Origin of the sequence: Bradyrhizobium sp. CCGB12 (genome assembly GCF_024199845.1) — a bacterium.
Taxonomy (GTDB): Bacteria; Pseudomonadota; Alphaproteobacteria; order Rhizobiales; family Xanthobacteraceae; genus Bradyrhizobium.
Genome location: NZ_JANADO010000001.1, coordinates 386,301 through 403,387, shown reverse-complemented (window position 1 = coordinate 403,387; position 17,087 = coordinate 386,301). Strand labels below are relative to the sequence as shown.

Here is a 17,087-nt window from a genome sequence, read left to right as displayed (position 1 = left end):
GCCTTGCTTACATCAGGCTTCGCGTTAACGATGGGTGGCTAGGCTGCTGGACGAAAGCCGGATTGCAGGCATAGTGCACGCCGGGGGACGGAGAGCCGCGGCGCTAGCGTGAACAGGCCGGAGGCCAGAAGTCCGATGCGTTCGTTTTTGATTGCTTTCACATCCCTGATGGTTTTGAGCGCGGGCGCCGCGCAGGCTAAGGTCGAGATCACCGTCGACAAGGACAATCAGCAGATGACCGTCGCCGTCGACGGCGTCGCACGCTATCGCTGGCCGGTGTCAACAGGCATCCCCTCGCGCGAGACGCCGAATGGCGCATTCCGCGCCTTCCGCATGGAAGAGGATCACTACTCCAAGGAATTCGACGACGCGCCGATGCCGCACGCGATCTTCTTCACCAAGGTCGGGCACGCCATCCACGGCACGGACTCGGTCGGCCGGCTCGGCTCGCCGGCCTCGCATGGCTGCGTGCGGCTGTCGCGCCAGAATGCCACGACGCTCTATGCCCTGGTGCAGCAGCAGGGCGTGCTCAACACCACGGTGACCCTGACCGGCTCGGCGCAGGTGGCGCTGGCGCGCAATCCGCGCGGCCGCAACGCCAATGCAGTTGCCCGCGCTCAGCAGCCGGCCGAAGAGCAGTACAGCGCGGCCGGCGATCCCGTGAACCTGACGCCGCCTGCGCAACCCACCCGCCGCTACATGCCGCAGGATGACAACTACATCTATCCGGCCGACGGCAGCGACACCGGCGCGCGCTATCCGGCGCCGCGCTCGGCCACGCGCCCGCTCTATGACGCGCAGGTCTATCAGCAGCAGCAGCCGCGCCCCTATTACGACCAGGGCTACGGCCAGGAGGGCTACTACCATCAGCCGCAACCCCGGCAGGTTTATCAGCCGCGCGGCTATTACTACCAGAACTGACGCTCGCACCGTGTCCGTCAACCGCCCCTCGGCGGTCAGCACGAACAACAGATTGCTTTTCGAGGCACCATGCCGTCTCGTGCCACGATCGTTCTGACTGTGCTCTGGGCTTTGATAGCGGGACCGGCCATGGGATTCGACCTCGAGGCCCATCGCGGCGGGCGGGCGCTGCTGCCGGAAAACACCCTGCCGGCCTTCGCCAACGCGCTGTCGATGGGCGTGGACACGCTGGAGCTCGACGTCGGCGTGACCGCGGACGGCGAGGTCGTCGTCTCGCATGAGCGCAGGCTCAATCCCAGTCTCGCACGCGATGCGCGCGGCGCCTATGTGGTCGCACCTGGCACCCCTATCGTAAAATTGCGGCTGGGCGAGGTCAGGACCTATGACGTCGGCCAGATCCGGCCCGACAGCGCCTATGCGAGACAATTCCCCGACCAGCGCGCCGTGGCGGGGACACGCATTCCCACCTTGAGCGAGCTATTCGCCCTGGTGCGCAAGTCCGGCAATACGCGCGTGCGTTTCAACATCGAGACCAAGATCGATCCGAACCGCCCGGATGAAACCCTTGCCCCGCAAGCGTTCGTCACCAGCTTGCTCAGCGTGATCGAGGCCGAAAAGTTTTCCGACCGCGTCATGATCCAGTCGTTCGACTGGAGAACGTTACAGCTCGTGCAGCAGCAGGCGCCGAAGATGCCGACGGCCTACCTCACGCTCCAGCGCGGCACAGCCACTGTGGCGCTCGACAAAGCCACTGCGTGGACTGCGGGCTTCAACCCGGCCGATCACGCCGCCTCGCTGCCGCGGACGATCAAGGCCGCGGGCGGCGCGGTCTGGTCACCTCATTTCGGCGACGTGACCGCGGCACTGATCTCGGAGGCTCGCGGACTTGGATTGCGCGTCGTGGTGTGGACTGTGAACAAGCCGGAGGACATGGCGCGCATGATCGAGCTCGGCGTCGACGGCATCATCTCGGACAGGCCGGACCTGTTGCGGCAGGTCGCCGGCGAGAAGGGAATTGCGTTGCCGGCGGGGACGCCGGTGACGCCGTAACTCCGATCTCGTGTCCTGGACGCGGTGCAGCGTACAACGCTGCTCCGCAGGGCCGGGACCCAGAAACGCCGCGCCATGGGCCCCGGCTCTGCAGCGCATCACTTCGTGCTGCGCAGCGTCCGGGCGACGGAGCTCCCTACTCGCCGTCCCGCAAGCGCCGGTACAGCGCGCCCAGGATGTTGGAATAGTCGTCGCTCCAGGCCCGCACCCTGTCGTCGGCTTCGGTCTGCTCCCATGACTTGGAGGAGGCCAGCCTGCCGATGTCGGCATCTTCCCGCGCGGAGATGACGACGTCGGTCGAGAAGATGTAATCGCCATCGCGCCCGGAATCCTCGTTGAAGACCCAGCTCTTGAGATCATTGGCATCCGCAATGCCGACCACGACGGTCTCGAGATCGAGATGCCGGTTCGAGACGTGCATCACCACGGCGCCGTGCGGGGCAAGCTTGTCCTTGTAGATCTTCATCGCCTCTTCGGTGGCGAGATGAATCGGAATCGCATCTGACGAATAGGCGTCGACGATGATCAGGTCATAGGCGCCGTCCGGCTCCTTCGCGAAAGTCAGCCGTGCATCGCCGATCACCGGCTTCAGGCCCGGCATGCAGCTCGAGATATAGCGGAAATTCTTCGGGTCGCTCGCGGCGTCGACCATGGACTGGTCAATCTCGAAGAAGGTCCAGTCCTCGCCGGGCGCGGCCGCGCAAGTGAGCGTGCCGGAGCCGACGCCGATCGCGGCGACCTTCAGCGGTGCGCCCTTGCGCTCGCGGATCGCGGTGACGGCCTGACCGATGCCGCCGTCCTTGTGATAGTAGGTGATCGGCTCGGGCCGGCCGGTGACCGGCGTACCGTCATTGTTGCGGAAGCGCTCGGCGCCGTGGATCGTGGTGCCGTGCATCAGCACGTGGAAATAGCCGCCGGGCGTCACCACGATCTTGTGTACGCCGAAGAAGCTGCGCACCGTCGTGACGCGCCCCTCGTCCGCGGGATAAACCCGGATCAACGCCAGCGCGAGCGCCACGGTGGCAAAGATTTTCCAGCGGTCCGCATTGAGCACAAGCGCCAATAGCGCGGCGAGCACACCAACAGCACCGGCGACCCAGACGCGATGATCCTCGAACCAGGTCGACAGATCGCCCGTCGTGTAAGACGGTGCGACGAGCGCCACCGCGAGTGCGGCGAGCGCCAGCCAGTACCATTTGACGATGCCCGCCAAACGCTCGTTTGCAGGCGGCCGGCACAATGCGGCGAGCGCGATCAGGATCGGATATTCGGCGATCCACGAGAAGGTGAACGGCGCGACGAGCCCCGCGAACAGGCCGCCGACCATGCCGCCGAACGACAGCGCGACATAGAAACCGGTGAGATATTTGGCGGCGGGCCGTGTCCGCGCCAGTTCGCCGTGGCAAGCCATGGCAATGACGAAGAAGCAGAGTTGATGGCCGCCGAGCGTGAGCAGCAGGTTCTGCTCGCCACCAAAGGCCAGCAGGACAACCACGCCCGCGATCGCGACCGGCTGCAACATCAGCATCCATTTGTGCGGCAGCAGCGGACGGGACTGGAACACGACGACCCAGGTGAGCAGATACAGCGACAGCGGCAGCACCCACAGAAGCGGCGCCGCCGCGACGTCGGTGGAGATATGCGCCGTCACCGCAATGAGCAGACCGGACGGCACTGCGGCCAGGAAGATCCAGCGCAGCCGCGTCACCAGACCAGGCGCCGGCGCATTCGCCTCCTCGGTTCGCGCATCGGCCACCGCCAGCCTCGGCGAACGCAACAACAGCACGCCGCAAGCGGCGATCAGCAGGATCAGGAGGCCGTAGCCAGCGGTCCAGAACCGGTTCTGCGTATGCAGCGTGAACATCGGCTCCAGCAGGAATGGATAGGACAGCAGCGCAAGGAAGCTGCCGATGTTGGAGGAGGCATAGAGGAAATAGGGATCGTGCCCGGCGGGATGGCCGGTGCGGACGAACCAGGCTTGCAGCAGCGGATTGTTGGCAGCGAGCGCGAAGAACGGCAATCCGATCGAGACCACGAACAGGCCGAGCAGCCAGAACGCATAGCCCGAAGCGGGCGGCTCGCCATAGGCGGAGGCGATGCCGAGCGGCAGCGTCGCGAAGGCCGCGATCAGCAGCACCAGATGCACTGCGACCGGAACGATGCGGTTTTTGACCTGCATCAACAGATGCGCATTGGCATAGCCCGCGAGCAGCAGCGACTGGAAGAACACCATCGCCACCGACCACACCGCCGGCGAGCCGCCGAGCCGCGGCAGCACCATCTTCGTGAACAGCGGCTGCACCGAGAACAGCAGGAGCGCGCTGACGAAGATCGCGGCGGTGTAGACCGTCAACACCAGCCGGTTGCGCGACAACGACGGCTGCTCCGTGGCGGCGGGTTGCACGATCGAATCCATGGAAGCTCCGGCTCAAAGCCCCGGCGGGCGCCGGACCGCGCGCAATGGAGCACACCGCGCCTGAACGGGCAATAAAGGCTCTCGTGATGTTGCGGCGAGGAATGCTTGATATACAGATATCATTGTAAGGCCGGTCCTTCGAGCCATCCCGAAACGACCGTGGAACATTGAAGTCATCATCATGAGCGAAACCGACGTCGTCATCATCGGCGCTGGCCATAACGGCCTCACCTGCGCTGCCTATCTCGCGATGGCGGGACTGCGCGTCCGGGTGGTCGAGCGCCGCAAGGTCGTCGGCGGCGCCGCGGTCACGGAGGAGTTTCACCCCGGCTTCCGCAACTCAGTCGCGGCCTATACCGTGAGCCTGCTCAATCCGCAGGTGATCCGCGACCTCAAGCTTGCCGAACACGGGCTGCGGATCGTCGAGCGGCGCGCGCAGAATTTTCTGCCCGCGCCGGACGGCAGCTATCTGCTCACCGGCGAGGGACGGACGAAAGAATCAGTCGCACGGCTGAGCGCGCATGATGCAGACGCGCTCGACGGATTTTCACGCGAGCTCGAGGACATTGCAGACGTGCTGCGCCAGTTCGTGCTGCGCGCGCCGCCCAACCTGCTCGACGGCTTTGGCACGGCTGCGATCCGCGAGGCCGTGAACGCGTTCCAGAGCGCCAATATCCTGCGCGGTCTCACCCTGGAGCAAAGTCGCAGCCTGCTCGACCTCTTCACCCGCTCGGCCGGCGAGATGCTGGACGAGCGCTTCGAGCATGATCTGGTCAAGGCGCTGTTCGGCTTCGACGCCATTGTCGGCAACTATGCCAGCCCCTACGCCGCGGGCTCGGCCTATGTGATGCTGCATCACGCCTTCGGCGAGGTGAACGGCAAGAAGGGTGTCTGGGGCCACGCCGTCGGCGGCATGGGCGCGATCACGCAGGCCATGGCGCGCATGGCGCGGGATCATGGCGTTGCGATCGACACGGATGCTGGCGTGCGCGAGATCATCGTCGAGCGCGATCGCGCCGTCGGCGTCGTGCTGGACAATGGCACGGTCATCCGCGCCAGATATGTTGCGGCAAACGTCAATCCGAAGCTGCTCTATACGAAGCTGGTCAATACCGATGCCCTGCCCCACGACTTCCTCACGCGCATGCGCCACTGGAAGAACGGCTCCGGCACCTTCCGCATGAACGTGGCCCTGGATCGCCTGCCCTCCTTCACGGCGCTGCCTGGCGATGGCGATCACCTCACCTCCGGCATCATCCTGGCACCTGATCTCGGCTACATGGACCGCGCCTATCTCGACGCGCGCGCGCTGGGCTGGAGCCGCTCACCCGTCGTCGAGATGCTGATCCCCTCGACGCTCGACGATACGCTGGCGCCGGAAGGCAAACATGTCGCGAGCTTGTTCTGCCAGCACGTCGCGCCGGAGCTTCCCGATGGAAGGTCGTGGGACGACCACCGCGAGGAGGTCGCCGATCTCATGATCGCGACGGTGGATAAATATGCCCCGGGCTTTGCGGCGAGCGTGCTCGGCCGCCAGATCCTTTCGCCGCTCGATCTCGAACGGCAGTTCGGCCTTTTGGGTGGAGACATCTTCCACGGCGCGCTGACGTTGAACCAGCTGTTCTCGGCGCGGCCGATGCTGGGCCATGCCGACTATCGCGGGCCCCTTAAGGGCCTCTACCATTGCGGCTCCGGCGCCCACCCCGGTGGCGGCGTCACCGGCGCCCCCGGCCACAACGCGGCGCAGGCGATCCTGAGGGATCACCGCTCGCTGTTCGGAAGCCGTGGATAGGTCTGGGGATGGGCTGTGGACAGGCCTGTCGAGATACACGGGATCAGGAAGAGGATGCGCGCGGACAGTCGAGTGGACAAGCCTGGGGAAAGGCAGTGGAGAACCACAGGGGCAATTGAGGGAAAAGCCGCGGATGACGTGGTGACAAGGTGCGGACAGCCTGTGGAGAGCACCTGAGAATCACACAGCAAAAACGACCTCGCCCGCCAGGGGGCAATTCCCTAGCGGGCGGTGATCGGGAAACAATCTAAGAAGAAAATCAGCCCCCGCTGGGAAATGGAAGGCGGAAATTACTTCAAAGAGGTGCTAATCGAACCAAACTTGTCATTCAAACTGGTGCCCAGGCTGTTCACCACGGTGATGATCGCCAGAGCGATGCCGGCTGCAATCAGACCGTATTCGATCGCAGTTGCACCTGATTCGTCTGACCAGAACTTCGAAACCATGCGCTTCAAGACTTGCCTCCGTTTCCATTTCAAGCTGTGTTGGCCGCGCCAAACATCCGGAAATCTACGGCATGGAACCTTCGGCCGGGTTAATCTTGGAACCGCAACTTGTGCTGAAAATTGGAACAAAAGTTCCAAAAATTGAACCCGACGGAACTCTGGAATGCAGCCCTCCCCTACCCATCGCGCCAGCTTCTCGATTGGCAGTGAGGCGGCCGCGAAGCGCGTTGTCGACCTGCTGACCGAAGTGTATTTCGAGGGCGATGCGGCCGTCGCGGCCTTTGAGCGGCCGGACGGACAATGGGACGTCACGCTGCATTTCGCCGAGGCGCCGGACCAGGCGCTGCTGCGCGAACTCGTTGTAAATTCGGCAGGAAATGAGATTGCCGATACGCTGACCTTCGACACGGTCGAGGCCAAGGACTGGGTCAAGGCCAGCCTGGAAGACCTCGTCCCGGTCCCCGCCGGCCGCTTCGTCGTGCATGGCAGCCACGACCGCGACCGGGTCGCGCCGAACAAGCTCAAGATCGAGATCGAAGCGGCACTCGCCTTCGGTACCGGCCATCACGGCACCACGCGCGGCTGTTTACTGCTGCTTGACCATGTCCTGAAGAGTTCCCGCCCGAGGAACCTGCTCGACCTCGGCACCGGGACCGGCGTGCTGGCGATAGCCGCGGCCAAGGCGCTGCATCGCGCCGTGCTCGCCTCCGACATCGACCCGCCGTCGGTGCGGGTGGCGGCCGAGAACGCGATGCTGAATGAAGTTGGTAACGATGTGCGGGTGATCTGCGCCACCGGCTTCGCCGCGCCGGATTTCGGCAAATGCGGTCCGTTCGACCTAGTGCTGGCCAACATCCTTGCCAACCCGTTAAGGCAATTGGCTGGGCCGATGGCGCGGCACCTCGCCCCCGGCGGGCGCGTGATCCTCTCCGGCCTGTTGACGCATCAGGCCCCCGCCGTCATCGCCGCATACCGCGCCCGCGGTCTCGTGCCAGTGCGGCATCTGCGAATCGAGGGGTGGAGCAGCCTGCTGTTGCGGAAGCTGTCGTGAGTGGCGAAGCTACCGTAGGGTGGGCAAAGCGCAGCGTGCCCACCATATCGTTCGCCATCGTGGAAAGATGGTGGGCACGGCGCTTTGCGCCTTTGCACACCCTACGGAATTGCGCTCGCCGTCCTACTTCGCCGGCTTCTCGTCCCGGCGTATCGCGCGCTCATCCGGCAACCTCCGCCTCGCGCGACGCGCGGCGAAACGGTCGATCATCTGGCTGATGAGGCCACGCGGCTTCTTCGGCAACGCAGTCGGGCCGCGGCGCACCGGCGGCGATATCTTCTCAAACGTGAATGATGGCATCGTGTGTCCCCTCGCCGTTGAGTAAAACCACTTGCTCGAATTTCCCTGTCATCCGGACGAAGCGCAACTGCCCACCCTTACTCCACTCAACTCGAACGGAACTATTTCAAGCACAGTCGATGCGCCGCAAATGCGTCTAGATTGCGGACTGATCCCCATGATCCTAAAGTGATCCCCCATGTTCGAAGCACACTTCCAGACATTCGAGGAGCCCGAGGCCGGCGTCGCATTGACGGCGCGCCTCGCTGCGCTTCGCGAAGAACTTGCCCGCCGCAAGCTGACCGGGTTCGTGATTCCACGCGCCGATCAGCAGCAGAATGAATATGTCCCGCCATCGGAAGAGCGGCTTGCCTGGCTGACCGGCTTCACTGGATCGGCTGGATTGGCGGTGGTGCTGACAAAGGAGGCCGCGATTTTCGTCGACGGCCGCTATACGCTTCAGGCCGCCAAGCAGGTCGATGCGAAGGCATGGGCAGTGGAATCGCTGATCGATCCGCCGCCGGAGAGCTGGGTGTCGGCACACCTGAAGGCCGGCGACCGCCTCGGATTTGATCCGTGGCTGCACACTTCTTCGGCAGCCGAGCGCCTCGCGGCCGCCTGCACCAAGGCCGGCGCCGAATTGGTCGCCATCGACAGCAATCCGGTCGACGCAATCTGGCAGGACCGGCCGCAGCCTCCTCTCGCGCCGGTGACCGTGCACGGAATGCAACATGCCGGCCTCACCGAGGCCGACAAGGTGACGCAGGTCCAAGGCGAAATCGCCAAGCTCGGCGTCGATGCGCTGGTGGTCTCGGATAGCCATGCTGTGGCCTGGACCTTCAACATCCGCGGTGCCGACGTCGCCCATACGCCGCTGCCGCTGTCCTACGCGCTGGTGCCGAAGCAGGGACGGCCGACGATCTTCATCGACCACCGCAAGCTCTCCAACCTCACGCGCGACCATCTCGAACAGTCCGCCGACGTGCGCGAGCCCGATGCGATGGCGCCGACGCTGATGGCGCTGGCCAAGAGCGGCGCCGCAATCGCGCTCGACAATGCCACCGCAGCCGACGCCCTGAGCCGGCTGATCGCCGGCGCCGGCGGCAAGCCGGTGCGCGGCAGCGATCCGATTGCGCTGCTGAAAGCGGTCAAGAACGCGAGCGAGATCGCGGGCACGCAGACTGCGCACCGGCGCGACGCCGTGGCGCTGGCACGCTTCCTCGCCTTCATCGATCGCGAGGCCGCAAGCGGCAAGCTCACCGAAATCGACGCCGTCGAGGCGCTGGAGACATTCCGCCGCGACACCGGCGCGCTCAAGGACGTCTCGTTCCCGACCATATCGGGCACGGGCCCGAACGGCGCCATCGTGCATTACCGCGTCACCCGCAAGAGCAACCGGCGGATCGCACCCGGCGACCTGCTGCTGATCGATTCCGGCGCGCAATACGAAGACGGCACCACCGACGTCACCCGCACCATGGCCGTGGGTGAGCCGACGGGTGAGATGCGCGACCGCTTCACGCGTGTGCTGCGCGGCCATATCGCGATCGCGCGCGCGGTCTTCCCCGACGGCACCACCGGTGCGCAGCTCGACACGCTGGCGCGGCAATATCTGTGGGCCGCCGGCGTCGATTTCGAGCATGGCACCGGCCATGGCGTCGGCAGCTATCTCTCCGTGCATGAAGGGCCGGCGCGGATCTCGAAGCTCGGCACCACGCCGCTGAAGCGCGGCATGATCCTGTCCAACGAGCCCGGCTACTACAAGACCGACGGCTTCGGCATCCGCATCGAGAACCTCGAGCTGGTCGTCGCCGCCGACATCAAGGGTGCCGAGAAGCCGATGAACGCGTTCGAGACGCTGACCTTGGCCCCGATCGACTGCCGGCTGATCGATGTCGCGATGCTGAGCCGCGATGAGCTCGACTGGCTGAATGCGTACCATGCGCGGGTGAGGGCCGAGGTGCGGCCGGTGCTGGACGAGGCGACCAAGGCCTGGCTCGATCAGGCCACGGCGGAGCTGAAGGCGTAAGGTCGTCGTTCCCGAGGCGCATGGCGCTACGCACTTTGCGCAAAGCTCTTTCCTTCACCACCGCCGTCATGCCCCGCGAAAGCGGGGCATCCAGTATTCCAGAGACAGCAAACGTATCCGGATAGGCCGCGGCGTACTGGATTCCCCGCTTTCTCGGGGAATGACGCCTGTGATGCCGCACGAGCAACGCGCCCAATCGGTCGTCATCGCGCCCTCATCATAACCGTCCCAGAATCCGTATGGCCGCATTCCGAAACGCCGATATCCGTCTTGCGCGAGCGCGCTACAGTCGATTCGAATTCGAAAGACGGACACGTATGCACGGCATGATCAGCAAGCCGCCGGAAGCGGCCACCAACATCGCGACGTCGCGCCTGGTGTTGCTGCTGCTGGTCGTCATGACCGGGATCGCGCCGATCTCGCTCTACATCCTGGTTCCGGCGCTGCCGGTGCTGGCGACGACGTTCGGGCGCGACATCTCGATCGCGCAGATGACGGTGTCGCTCTACATGGTCGGCATCGCGCTGTCGCAGCTGATCATGGGACCGCTGTCGGACAAATTCGGCCGCCGCCCCGTGCTGCTCGGCGGCCTCGCGTTGATGGTCGCGGCGAGCGTCGCCTGCATCTTCGCAGAGACCCTGCCGCAACTGATCGCAGCGCGCTTCTTCCAGGCGCTCGGCGGCGCCTCCGGCATGGTGGTGAGCCGCGCGATTATCCGCGACATCTACGAGCGCGACCGCGTCGCCTCCATGATCAGCCTCGTGGTCGCCGCGCTGATGATCGGCCAGATGGTGTCGCCGCTCACCGGCGGCCTGATCGAGACTGCGTTCGGCTGGCGCGCCATCTTCTACGCCGTCACGATCGCTGCGATCGTCGTCGCCGTCGGCATCGCAATCGCGCTGCCCGAGACGCGCCGCGATCGCGCCGTCGGCAGCGGCGGCTTTCGCAGCGATGTCGGCACCCTGATCAAGAGCCGCGCCTTCATCGGCTACGTGATGTGCCAGGTGCTGGCGTCGCAGATCATCTTCACCTTTGCCGGCGGCGGCCCCTATATCGTGGTGACGCAGATGGGCCGGACCAGCGCCGAATACGGCGCGTGGTTTGCGACGACGGGTTTTGCGTATCTCGTCGGCAACCTGCTCTGCGTGCGCTTTGCGCCCAGGCACTCGCTGGAGAAGCTGATCTGGTTCGGGCTCGGCCTGCAGCTCGCCGGCAGCCTGTTGAACCTGCTCTGGAGCTTTACCGGGTGGAACGAAGCGCCGGCCTGGCTGTTCGGCACGCAGATGATCGTGATGGTCGGCAATGCCTTCGTGATGGCGAATTCCGCAGCCGGCGCCATCAGTATCCGCCCCGAAGCGGCCGGCACCGCGTCGGGGGCGATGGGCTTCCTGCAGCAGGGCATCGGCGCGCTGATGTCGCAATTCGGCGCCTATCTCGGCGGCCACTCCGCCACCACGCTGCCGCTCACCTCCGCGGTCCTCGCCATCTCACTGCTCTGCGCCTGCATGATGATCTTCGTCGTTCCCCGCCGCGAAGTGGTGGTGAGCGAGGCGCTGATCGAGCAGGCGGAGGAGGAAGAGAGGGGGATGATGTGAGGGGCGGCACGCCCTCTCCCCGTCATTGCGAGCGAGGCGAAGCAATCCAGAGTCCCGCCGCGGTGACACCCTGGATTGCTTCGTCGCAAGAGCTCCTCGCAATGACGAGGAGAGAGTTTACTCCCCGATCAAGTTCAGCCATTCGTCCTCGGTCAGCACCTTGACGCCATGCTTGTTGGCCTCAGCGAGCTTCGAGCCGGCGCCTGGCCCCGCGACGACGAGATCGGTCTTCTTCGACACCGAGCCTGATACCTTTGCACCCAGCCGCTCCGCGGTCGCCTTGGCCTCGTCCCGCGTCATCTTCTCCAGCGATCCCGTGAACACCACCGTCTTGCCGGCCACGGGCGAATTGCTCTTCGGCTTCTCGGCGTCGATAATCTCGACCTCCTTGGTCAGCCGCTCGACAATGCCGCGATTGTGGCTCTCGCCGAAATAATCGGCGATGCTCTTGATCACGGTGTCGCCGATCTGATCGAGCGCGTCCATGTCCGCCATCGCCTCCTCGTCGCCGTTGGCAACCTTCAGGCAGGCATCGTGAAAGGCATCCCAGGAGCCGTAGCCCCGCGCCAGCGCCAGCGCCGTGGTCTCGCCGACATGGCGCATGCCGAGCGCGTAGACGAAGCGCTCCAGCGCGATCTTGCGCCGGCTCTCGATGGCGCCGAAGAGATTGCGCACCGACGTTGCACCGTAGCCCTCGATCTCCTCAAGCTTGAGTTTTGCGTTGCGCTTCTCGAGCGTGAAGATATCGGCGGGCTCCCGCACCCATTCCTCATCGAAGAAATACTGCAGCTGCTTCTCCCCCAAGCCGTCGATGTCGAAGGCGCGGCGCGACACGAACAGCTTGAGGTGCTCGATCTTTTGATAGGGACAGGCGAACTCGCCGGTGCAGCGCGCGCGCGAGCCTTCCTCGCCGGCCGCCGTCTCCTCGCGCGTGACGTCGGTGTGCAGCGGACATGGGCACTTCTTCGGAAAGTGGAATTCCTTCGCCGCCTTCGGCCGCTTGTCGAGGACGACGTCGACCACCTGCGGGATCACGTCGCCGGCGCGCTGGATCACGACGGTGTCGCCGATCCTGATGTCGCGGCCCTCGCGCAGCACCTCGCCCTTGTTGCCGATTCCCCTGATGTAGTCCTCGTTGTGCAGCGTGACGTTCTGCACGATCACGCCGCCGACGCCGACCGGTTCGAGCTTGCCGACCGGTGTGAACGAACCGGTGCGACCGACCTGGATCTCGATGTCGCGCAGCACCGTCATGGCGCGCTCGGCCGGGAATTTGTGCGCAATGCCCCAGCGCGGCGTGCGCGAGACGAAGCCGAGGCGCTCCTGCCAGTCGATGCGGTCGACCTTGTAGACGACGCCGTCGATGTCGTAGTCGAGTTTTGCGCGCTGCTCCTCGATCGCGTGATGAAACGCGAGCAGTTCCTCGACGGAATGACACAGCTTGGTCAACGGATTGGTCTTGAAGCCGCAGCGCTCGAACCAACCGATCATGCCGCTCTGCGTACCCTCGGGCATCGCACTCATCTGCCCCCACGCATAGGCGAAGAAACCCAGGGGGCGCGAGGCGGTGATGGTGGGATCCTTTTGCCGAAGCGAGCCCGCGGCCGAGTTGCGCGGGTTGGCGAAGATGGTGTCGCCCGCCGCTTTCTGCCGCTCATTGAGCGCCAGGAACGCCTTCTTGGTCATGTAGACCTCGCCGCGGACCTCGCAGATGTCGGGGATGTTGCGCCCCTTCAGCTTCTGCGGCACGTCTTCGAGCGTGCGGATGTTGGCGGTGACGTCCTCGCCTACCGCACCGTCTCCGCGCGTCGCGGCGGTGACGAGCTCGCCACCCTCGTAGCGCAACGACATCGAGAGGCCGTCGATCTTCGGCTCGGCCGAGAAGTTGATCTTGTCGTCGTCGAGCTTGAGAAAGCGCACGATACGGCCGACGAAGTCGCGCACGTCCTCTTCGGCAAAGGCGTTGTCGAGCGACAGCATGGGCACGGCATGCTGCACCTTCCTGAAGCGTCCGGACGGCGCCGCGCCGACCTTCTGCGACGGCGACTCCGCGCTGACGAACTCCGGAAAGCGCTTTTCGATCGCATCGAAGCGCCGGCGTAGCGCGTCGTACTCGGCGTCGGTGACGGTGGGCGCGTCCTCTTGATAGTAACGCTCGTTGTGCCCCTCGATCTCGAGCGCCAGACGCATGTGCTCGACCTTGGCCTGCGCCTTGGTGAGGTCTGCGACGTCGCGAGGCGGTGTTGCTTTGGATTTTGCTGCTCTGGCCATCATGCTTAAGGTTCTAGCTCGTCGTTCCGGGATGGTCCGAAGGACCAGACCCGGAACCTCGAGATTCCAGGTTCGCACTTCGCGCGCCGGAATGGCGGTGGGGAGGGGCTCATGGCTTATTACGTCTATATTCTAGCAAGCCGACGAGATGGGGCAATCTACGTCGGCATAACCAACGATCTCGTACGCCGCGTCTATGAACACCGAATCAAGGCCGTCCCGGGCTTCACGGCCAGATACAACATCACGCGGCTAGAGCCTTTCATTGCTTAATTGAATCGGAGGGGATTCCGGTTTTTGGCGGATTGTGATTCAAGATGCTGACTGGATTGGAGGCCAGCATCGCATGACCCGACCTCTTTCCCTGGATCTTCGCGAGCGTGTGGTGGCTGCGGTTTTGGCGGGCGAGAGCTGCCGGTCTGTGGCGGAACGGTTTGGTGTTGCGGTCTCGTCGGTTGTGAAGTGGTCACAGCGGCAGCGGGCGACCGGCTCGGTTGTGCCTGGCAAGATGGGCGGTCACCGCAAGCCTGTGCTCGATCCGCACCGCGCCTTCATCGTCGAGCGGATCACTCAAACGCCGCACCTGACGCTGCATGGTCTGAAGGCGGAACTGGCAGCCCGTGGGGTCAAGGTCTCACACAACGCGGTCTGGCTGTTCCTGCGCCGGGAAGGGCTGCGGTTCAAAAAAAACACTGTTCGCCCTCGAACAGGCTCGCGCCGACGTCTCGCGTAGGCGCCAGCGTTGGCGATCCTGGCAGGCCGGACTTGATCCGGGCCGGCTCGTCTTCATCGATGAGACCTGGATCAAGACCAACATGGCCCCTTTGCGGGGCTGGGGCCCCAAAGGGGCACGCCTGCGCGGCTTCGCCCCACACGGTCACTGGCGTACCCTCACATTCCTCGGCGCGCTCCGCCATGACCAACTCACGGCACCCTGCGTCTTCGACGGCCCGATCAACGGCGAATGCTTCCGCGCTTATGTGAAGCACCTTCTCCTGCCAACCCTGCGCGAAGGCGACATCGTCATTCTCGACAATCTCGGAAGCCACAAGTCCAAAGCTGTCAGGCAGATGATCCAGGCTGCTGGCGCCAGGCTCTGGTACCTGCCGCCATACTCGCCCGACCTCAACCCGATCGAACAGGCCTTCTCCAAGATCAAACACTGGATGCGGCAAGCTCAGAAGCGCACCATCGAGGACACTTGGCGCCACATCGGTCACCTCGTCCACGACATCCAGCCTCGCGAATGCGCCAACTACTTCGCCAACGCCGGTTACGCTTCAGTCAAAATGTGAAACGCTCTAGTTTGGTTCGAGGCCTATGACGATCCCATCTCTGCAATCTCCCGCGAGAAAGAACTCAAAAAGTGGAAGCGGAATTGGAAAATCCAGCTGGTCGAGAAGGACAATCCAAACTGGGATGATTTGTACGACTCGATCTGCAACTGAAGGAGTCATTTCGGTGCGGGTCGAAGAGTCGCCCCCAAAATCTCGAGATTCCGGGTTCGATGCTTCGCATCGCCCCGGAATGACGGTGCTAAGCCGTCGCCGCCTTGAGCAGACGCTCCGCGGCCGCCCTTGCCTCCGCCGTGATCTCGGCGCCGGCGAGCATCCGCGCGATCTCCTCGCGGCGGTGGTCGGCGGCCAGCGCATTGACGCGGGTGGCGACGCGCTTGCCCTTGTCGAGGGCGTCCTTGGAGATCAGGAGATGCTGATCGGCGCGGGCGGCGACCTGCGGGGCGTGGGTCACGGCCATCACCTGGACCTTCCCGGCAAGCCGGGCCAGGCGTCCGCCGATAGCGTCGGCGACCGCGCCGCCGACGCCGGTGTCGATTTCGTCGAACACCAGGGTCGGCGCGGAGCCGCGGTCGGACAGCACGACCTTGAGCGCCAGCAGGAAGCGCGACAGCTCGCCGCCTGAGGCAACCTTCATCAGCGGGCCAGGCTTGGTACCCGGATTGGTCTGCACCCAAAACTCGACGCGGTCGAAACCTTGCGGTCCCGGTGCGGCTTCGTCGGTCTCGACCTGGGTCATGAACTTGGCGCGTTCGAGCTTGAGCGGCGCGAGCTCGGCGTTGACAGCCTTGTTGAGCTTCTCCGCCGATTTCTGCCGCGCCAGCGACAATTTCTTGGCGGCGGCCGCATAGCGGCTATCTGCCTCGATCGCGGCCTGCTCGAGCTTTTTCAAGCGCGAGGCGCCGGCATCGATCAGCACGACGTCGGCGGCATATTTGGCAGCAAGCGCAGCGAGTCCATCGACCGGCGTCGAATATTTGCGCGAGGCGGCGCGAAGTGCGAACAGCCGCTCCTCGATGCGCTCGAGCTCGGCGGGATCGAAATCGGTCGCGGCCAGCGCCGCCTGCAGATGCTGATCGGCTTCCTCCAGTGCGTTGATCGCGGCGTCGATCGCCTTCACCGCGGGCTCGACCAGCGCCGGCGAATTGACACCGCGTCGCTCCAGCCGGCGGACTGCAGCCGACAAAGCGGAGACCGGTGAATGATTGCCGCCGACCGCCTCCTGCGCCTCGCGCAGGTCGGAGGCGATCTTCTCGCCCTGCATCATGGTGGTACGGCGCGAGGCCAGCGAGGTCTCCTCGCCGTCCTTGGGCGCGAGCTGCTTCAGCTCGTCGGAGGCGTGGCGCAGATAGTCGGCCTCGCGCGCGGCGCGCTCCATGCCGGTGCGATGCTCCTCCAGCGCGGCGTTGGCGGTGCGGCGGGCATCCCAGAGTGTTTCGACCGCGGCGACGTCCTTCTCCAGGCCGGCAAAGGCATCAAGCAGGCGGCGGTGGGTGGCGGCATCGACCAGTGCGCGCTCGTCGTGCTGGCCGTGGATCTCGACCAGGGCGGCACCGACCGCCTTCAGCGTCTGCACGCTGATCGACTGGTCGTTGATGAAGGCGCGGGTACGGCCGTCGGCGAGCTGCACCCGGCGGAGAATCAGCTCGCAAGATGCTTCAAGGTTCGTGTCGTCCAGGCCGTTCTCGGCCAGGATCTTTGCCGCAGGGTGATTCTTGGGGACATCGAATACGGCGGTGACCTGCCCCTGCTCCGCGCCGTGGCGCACGAGGCCGGCATCGCCGCGGCCGCCGAGCGCCAGCGCAAAGGCATCGAGCAGGATGGATTTGCCCGCACCGGTCTCGCCGGTCAGAACCGCGAGCCCGGTGGCGAATTCGATATCGAGCCGTTCGATCAGGACGATGTCACGGATCGACAGACGCGCCAGCATGGAACCAAATTT

Annotated in this window: 12 protein-coding genes and 2 pseudogenes; 9 read left to right on the top strand and 5 right to left on the bottom strand. The window is 64.8% G+C overall.

Annotated features, from left to right (window positions below):
* Positions 1-135: 135 nt before the first annotated feature.
* Together NLM27_RS01885 and NLM27_RS01880 are read left to right on the top strand one after the other, a co-directional pair.
* The gene (locus NLM27_RS01885; RefSeq protein WP_254141721.1) at positions 136-921 is read left to right on the top strand and encodes a L,D-transpeptidase; all 786 of its coding nucleotides are present in this window, start codon (positions 136-138) and stop codon (positions 919-921) included.
* Between the two features lie 69 nt (positions 922-990).
* Positions 991-1,971 carry a glycerophosphodiester phosphodiesterase gene (locus NLM27_RS01880; protein WP_375142222.1) on the top strand — a complete coding sequence of 327 codons (981 nt, stop codon included), beginning with the start codon at positions 991-993 and terminating at the stop codon, positions 1,969-1,971.
* 136 nt (positions 1,972-2,107) lie between these two features.
* Here NLM27_RS01880 and NLM27_RS01875 read toward each other — a convergent pair whose 3' ends face one another.
* Complete coding sequence (locus tag NLM27_RS01875) at positions 2,108-4,387, bottom strand: fused MFS/spermidine synthase (protein WP_254141719.1); 2,280 nt, start codon at positions 4,385-4,387, stop codon at positions 2,108-2,110.
* A 181-nt stretch (positions 4,388-4,568) separates the two neighbouring features.
* Here NLM27_RS01875 and NLM27_RS01870 point away from each other — a divergent pair, with 181 nt between their 5' ends.
* Entirely contained in the window at positions 4,569-6,179 is a 1,611-nt protein-coding gene (locus tag NLM27_RS01870; RefSeq protein WP_254141718.1) for an NAD(P)/FAD-dependent oxidoreductase, read from the top strand.
* A gap of 290 nt (positions 6,180-6,469) precedes the next feature.
* On the opposite strand, the gene NLM27_RS01865 is transcribed toward NLM27_RS01870, so the two are convergent.
* A complete protein-coding gene (locus tag NLM27_RS01865; RefSeq protein WP_375142310.1) occupies positions 6,470-6,625 on the bottom strand; it encodes a Flp family type IVb pilin in 156 nt (51 codons plus the stop codon).
* A gap of 163 nt (positions 6,626-6,788) precedes the next feature.
* On the opposite strand from NLM27_RS01865, the gene NLM27_RS01860 reads away from it, so the two are divergent.
* Positions 6,789-7,676 carry a 50S ribosomal protein L11 methyltransferase gene (locus NLM27_RS01860; protein WP_254141716.1) on the top strand — a complete coding sequence of 296 codons (888 nt, stop codon included), beginning with the start codon at positions 6,789-6,791 and terminating at the stop codon, positions 7,674-7,676.
* A 123-nt stretch (positions 7,677-7,799) separates the two neighbouring features.
* On the opposite strand, the gene NLM27_RS01855 is transcribed toward NLM27_RS01860, so the two are convergent.
* On the bottom strand, positions 7,800-7,976 hold the full coding sequence (locus NLM27_RS01855; protein WP_254141715.1) for a hypothetical protein: 177 nt from the start codon (positions 7,974-7,976) through the stop codon (positions 7,800-7,802).
* A 178-nt stretch (positions 7,977-8,154) separates the two neighbouring features.
* Here NLM27_RS01855 and NLM27_RS01850 point away from each other — a divergent pair, with 178 nt between their 5' ends.
* Positions 8,155-9,984 carry an aminopeptidase P family protein gene (locus NLM27_RS01850; RefSeq protein ID WP_254141714.1) on the top strand — a complete coding sequence of 610 codons (1,830 nt, stop codon included), beginning with the start codon at positions 8,155-8,157 and terminating at the stop codon, positions 9,982-9,984.
* Positions 9,985-10,301: 317 nt separating this feature from the next.
* On the top strand, positions 10,302-11,579 hold the full coding sequence (locus NLM27_RS01845) for a multidrug effflux MFS transporter (protein ID WP_254141713.1): 1,278 nt from the start codon (positions 10,302-10,304) through the stop codon (positions 11,577-11,579).
* Positions 11,580-11,696: 117 nt separating this feature from the next.
* On the opposite strand, the gene ligA is transcribed toward NLM27_RS01845, so the two are convergent.
* Positions 11,697-13,850 carry an NAD-dependent DNA ligase LigA gene (ligA, locus tag NLM27_RS01840; protein WP_254148729.1) on the bottom strand — a complete coding sequence of 718 codons (2,154 nt, stop codon included), beginning with the start codon at positions 13,848-13,850 and terminating at the stop codon, positions 11,697-11,699.
* 111 nt (positions 13,851-13,961) lie between these two features.
* Between ligA and NLM27_RS01835 the strand changes: the two are divergent.
* From NLM27_RS01835 to NLM27_RS01825, 3 genes and pseudogenes are all read left to right on the top strand, one after another.
* Positions 13,962-14,105: pseudogene (locus NLM27_RS01835) on the top strand (GIY-YIG nuclease family protein); the annotation flags it as partial.
* Between the two features lie 91 nt (positions 14,106-14,196).
* A protein-coding gene (locus NLM27_RS01830; RefSeq protein WP_254141712.1) for an IS630 family transposase occupies positions 14,197-15,145 on the top strand; the annotation gives its coding sequence in 2 pieces (ribosomal slippage) (positions 14,197-14,532 and positions 14,534-15,145; 948 coding nt in all).
* Between the two features lie 6 nt (positions 15,146-15,151).
* A pseudogene (locus NLM27_RS01825) lies at positions 15,152-15,298 on the top strand (GIY-YIG nuclease family protein); the annotation flags it as partial.
* Between the two features lie 88 nt (positions 15,299-15,386).
* On the opposite strand, the gene recN reads toward NLM27_RS01825, so the two are convergent.
* Positions 15,387-17,075 carry a DNA repair protein RecN gene (recN, locus tag NLM27_RS01820; RefSeq protein WP_254141711.1) on the bottom strand — a complete coding sequence of 563 codons (1,689 nt, stop codon included), beginning with the start codon at positions 17,073-17,075 and terminating at the stop codon, positions 15,387-15,389.
* Positions 17,076-17,087 lie beyond the last annotated feature (12 nt).

Excerpts from the sequence above, each read along its gene's own strand:
- NLM27_RS01855 (WP_254141715.1), bottom strand. The coding sequence starts at position 7,976 with ATGCCATCATTCACGTTTGAGAAGATATCGCCGCCGGTGCGCCGCGGC.
- NLM27_RS01860 (WP_254141716.1), top strand. The coding sequence starts at position 6,789 with ATGCAGCCCTCCCCTACCCATCGCGCCAGCTTCTCGATTGGCAGTGAG.
- NLM27_RS01880 (WP_375142222.1), top strand. The coding sequence starts at position 991 with ATGCCGTCTCGTGCCACGATCGTTCTGACTGTGCTCTGGGCTTTGATA.
- ligA (WP_254148729.1), bottom strand. The coding sequence starts at position 13,850 with ATGGCCAGAGCAGCAAAATCCAAAGCAACACCGCCTCGCGACGTCGCA.
- recN (WP_254141711.1), bottom strand. The coding sequence starts at position 17,075 with ATGCTGGCGCGTCTGTCGATCCGTGACATCGTCCTGATCGAACGGCTC.
- NLM27_RS01845 (WP_254141713.1), top strand. The coding sequence starts at position 10,302 with ATGCACGGCATGATCAGCAAGCCGCCGGAAGCGGCCACCAACATCGCG.
- NLM27_RS01875 (WP_254141719.1), bottom strand. The coding sequence starts at position 4,387 with ATGGATTCGATCGTGCAACCCGCCGCCACGGAGCAGCCGTCGTTGTCG.
- NLM27_RS01850 (WP_254141714.1), top strand. The coding sequence starts at position 8,155 with ATGTTCGAAGCACACTTCCAGACATTCGAGGAGCCCGAGGCCGGCGTC.
- NLM27_RS01870 (WP_254141718.1), top strand. The coding sequence starts at position 4,569 with ATGAGCGAAACCGACGTCGTCATCATCGGCGCTGGCCATAACGGCCTC.
- NLM27_RS01885 (WP_254141721.1), top strand. The coding sequence starts at position 136 with ATGCGTTCGTTTTTGATTGCTTTCACATCCCTGATGGTTTTGAGCGCG.
- NLM27_RS01865 (WP_375142310.1), bottom strand. The coding sequence starts at position 6,625 with ATGGTTTCGAAGTTCTGGTCAGACGAATCAGGTGCAACTGCGATCGAA.